Here is a 4,320-nt window from a genome sequence, read left to right as displayed (position 1 = left end):
ACCTGTCGGCAACTCCGCGTCCGCCGCACCGATCGTTCCCTGAATAGCCACGGAAGCCGTGCCCGACCCACCGCTCAGCGGATGCACGTGAGGCGCCAGCGGAACGTTGGCGGTGCTCAGCGTCGCGTTGACGGCGCCGCCCTTGCTGCCGGCAACGTACTGGGACATGGCTCCATTGAGGTTCAGGATACCCTGACCGACGATGGTGCGGCCCTGAAGGTCGGGCAGGTTGAAATTCTGACCGGAGGAACCGCCGAAAGTCACGCCCAGCAGCGAAAAGAGCGCGCTGTACTGATTGACCGGAAGGTTCTGGCCTTGGCAGGTCTGCCAATCCGCCGGAGCGAACTGGAAGGCGACCGGCATCACGGTACCCAAAAACGGATCTGACATTTTCTTTAAATTCCTTAACCCGATGATTTGGCAGACCTTGGAAAACCACACGAAGCAGGGTGTCCACCCCTCGTTCCCGCCCCGGTGGCTGGGCCAGCCAGCGGGATGGACGCACGCATATGACGCCGGGCAGGCTCATCACGCACGCCAACCCCACTGGCTCGGCACTACGTCGTATGATCGAGCGATGCAGGATCATACGAAAGGCTTAGCACCGAAATAATACGTACTCGAAAGCCCGCCGGGATTGAATCGATAAAATGACGGATAAGGAGAATTCCTCTCATATTATACCCGCATAACGACTCAGCGGTGATTTTTCCGGCAACTTCGGGTACTATGGTATGTTGTCACTCTTCCCATCGCCCCAGCGGCGAAGCCTGCGAAGGAGTATACCGGGAATCATCCCGCGAATCGGGCAAGCTTCAAATACCAGCACCCTCGTCGAATCAACCTGAAAACGTCAAAGCCAACAACGCATCAACCCGTAGGTCGGGCCTCTTCAGCCCGACGTTGACGCGCTGGCCAGCCTGAACCACGCTTTTCCCATCCCGCCCCTGGATTCCTGCCAACGCGTCGATGTCGGGCTGAAGAGGCCCGACCTACGACCGGCGCAGTGAAACGCCATCGCCAAAAACGAACGACGCCGCAGAATCCTGTAATGGTTTCTGCGGCGTCGCCCGAATGCTACACGTGCTTTCAACAGGAGCGAACCTGACACCCGGTATTCTGAGCGCCGGATTCACCGGAACAGCGATTAGGCCGGATAGGGTAATTTCCCAATCGCGTATCCCTTATACGACTTCCCTTCCCAACACCCAGGATACCGTTTGAGCAAAGCATCCTGCTTGCCGGGAGGTTCGTCATACGCCATCAGTAATAACAAACTCAGCGATTTTTCATACCTATTTTTTGCATACTGCTGAATTTAGCTGCATAACCTGCCACCAAAGACTTAAGTCTTTTCATTTAACAACCTTAGAGTGCAATTTTTTATTTATGCCAAGCCATTTTCGGGTTTCTTCTAATAGGTTGCATACTAACAAATTTTTTATTTTAAAAGTTAAAAAATCGAATTCTTTACACTCACCATAGTGGAATTCAACCCGACCGTGCCATCGCTGCAACCATGGAGTATGCCCTTACACCCTGTTTCCATTTTGTGTCCGCTTCTGCCACTCGCATCCCTATACATCAGTTTCAAACGAAGGTATTATCCTGAAGGATTACCCAATTCGTTGGAAACTGGGTCGAAGTCGTTTGTATATGTGGGGGAGTGTCATGGGTGTGATGGGACGCGGTCGGCGGGACAAGCGCAACGGTCTGACGGGCATGCGCGATCATCTCCACATGTCCACCTCCGCCATAGCACTGGAACCACGCTTCATGTTCGACGCGGCGGGTGTTGCGACGGCGGTCGATGCCGCCACGCATGATCCGACGGTCGATACCTTGTTCGACAGCTCCTGCCATGCCGTCGACGAACAGCTCCTTGCCGCTGTGGCGCAGGCCACCGGCTCAAGCGGGACGCCCACATCGGCGGCACAGACCAGCGACGCCGGCACCGCCCCGCCGCCCACGCCGGAATTCGCGGTGACAGATGCCACGACGACGGCAGCGCCGGAAGGGCAGCGGTGCGACACCTCGGGGATTGGCGGTGCCAATGACGAGTCCCACGAAATCGCCTTTATCGATACTGGTGTCACAGATTGGGAAGTCCTGCGGGATAACCTCCGATCCGGCGTCGAAGCTGTTCTGATCGATCCGACCAAGGATGGGGTGCAGCAAGTCGCCGACTATCTTCGGGGCCGCACCGGAGTCGAGTCCATTCACATCATCAGCCATGGTCAGGAAGCAAGGCTGCTGTTCGGCACCTCCTCGCTAGAACTCGATTCGATATCCGGCAAATACGCCGATGCGCTCGCCACGGTCGGCTCAGCGTTGGCTAGCGACGGCGACATCCTGCTTTACGGTTGCGATATCGGCCGCAGTGCGGCGGGTAGCGCTTTCCTGGAGGCACTGTCAGCGGCGACCGGGGCCGACGTGGCGGCTTCGAACGATGATACCGGATCGGCGCTTAAGGGCGGCGACTGGGACCTTGAGGCGAAATCGGGCCTGGTAGAAACCGCCATCGCCGTCGCCGACACCGGCCTCTACGCCGACACTCTGACGTCCTTCTCTCCAGGTGACATCGTCATCATCCAGGTTTCGGAAACCAGCAACTACTTCACCTTCGTTCCGTTGGTGCAGATCGATTCGGGAACCTCGATCACCTTCACCGACCGGGCTTGGACCGGAACCAACTTTCAAACCACTGTGACAAGCGGTACGGGCATCACCAGCACCGGCGGCGAGTTCTACCTGACCTGGACGACGAATTCGAGCATCGAAGCAGGCACCCTGTTCAAAGTTCAACTCCCGAGCCTCACGACCGGCGACGCGACGATCACCAACCTGAATTCGAATTCCGCGCAGACGGTTGCGCTGGATGCGACGCTCTCGCACGGAAGCGGCTACGATCCCTTCATTGGTCCCAACGAGTCAGCCAGCACCCAAGGCGACGCCATCCTGATCTACAGTGGCACAGCAACGACCACGCCGACCGTCAATCAATTCATCACCGGATATTATTTCGCTGAGAGCACGAGTGTCGATCCCACTACGGGATGGCGCACGACGGCCATTTCCACCACAGGAACCATCACTGGAGCGTCCTCGCAGCTTCCGAACACGCTGACCAGCGGTGCGGGAAGTGGCAATACCGCGGTTTCGTTAACGTCATCAAGCCTTCGGGCTTCCGACAATAGTGCCTACACGGGTTCGACCAGCGCCACGGATAAGGCCGGATGGCTCCAGCGCTTCACCACGAAGGCGAATTTCACTCAGCAAGACACGACCGATCCAACGCTCGCGTCATTCACAAACAATAAATTGTCCTTCCTCGGCGCCGACTCCACCGCCCCCACCTTCGACGTAGCCCCCGACGCGTCCAGCATCACCACCACCGGCTTCACCGCCGGGGCGAGCCTCGACGAGTCGGGGACGGTCTACTACGTCGTTGTTGCCGATGACGACACAGCGCCGACTGCGGCGGAGGTGGTGGCGGGAACCAAGTCGGGCGGCGGCGCGGCGGCGGCGAGCGGCAGTTCCGCAGTCAGCACGACCCCGTTCACCAGCAGTTCCGCGATCACGGGCCTGAAGTCCGGCACCGCCTACGATCTCTACGTGGTCGGCAAGGACACCGCCGGCAACACGATGGCCACGGCAACCAAGGTGGACGTCACCACCTCGGCCGCGACGGTGGCGCTGACCGTCAATAACGCCACGGTCGCCGAAAACGCCGGCACGTCTACCGTCACTGCGACGCTGAGTGCGGCGGCCTCGATCGACACCGTGGTCACCCTCACCCCATCGGGCACGGCGACCGGCGGCGGCACCGACTACACCCTGTCCTCGACCACCATCACCATCACCGCCGGCCAGACCGCCGGCTCCGCCACCATCACGACGAACAACGACAGCCTGGACGAGGCCGACGAGACCGTCATCCTGGACATCACCGGGGTCAGCGGCGGTGGCGGGGCGACCGAGCACAGCACGCCCCAGCAGGCGACGGTGACGATCACCGACAACGACGCGGCCCCGACCGTGTCGATCGCCGACTCCAGCCTTACCGAAGGCAACAGCGGCACCACCAACATGACCTTCACGGTCACTTTGAGCGCCGCGTCAGGCCAGACCGTGACGGTGAACTATGCCACGTCCGACGGCACCGCGACGACGGCGAACAGCGACTATACCGCCACCAGCGGCACCGTGACCTTCAACCCCGGCGAATCGAGCAAGACCTTCAACGTCTCGATCACCGGCGACACGGCGGTCGAATCGAACGAGTCGTTCACCGTCACCCTGACCAACCCCGGCAACGCC

At 59.7% G+C, this 4,320-nt stretch carries 2 protein-coding genes; one reads left to right on the top strand and one right to left on the bottom strand.

Annotation, left to right across the window (positions count from 1 at the left end; genetic code table 11):
- Positions 1–441, bottom strand: a 441-nt coding sequence (locus AC5JJ6_RS00985) for a phage tail protein (protein ID WP_496040246.1), incomplete at its 3' end; no start/stop codon positions are given.
- Positions 442–1,776: 1,335 nt separating this feature from the next.
- Between AC5JJ6_RS00985 and AC5JJ6_RS00980 the strand changes: the two genes are divergently transcribed.
- On the top strand, positions 1,777–4,320 hold a 2,544-nt coding region (locus tag AC5JJ6_RS00980), incomplete at its 3' end, for a DUF4347 domain-containing protein (RefSeq protein ID WP_496040245.1).

The organism is Skermanella sp., assembly GCF_059503625.1.
This window is presented reverse-complemented; position numbering and strand designations above follow the sequence as displayed.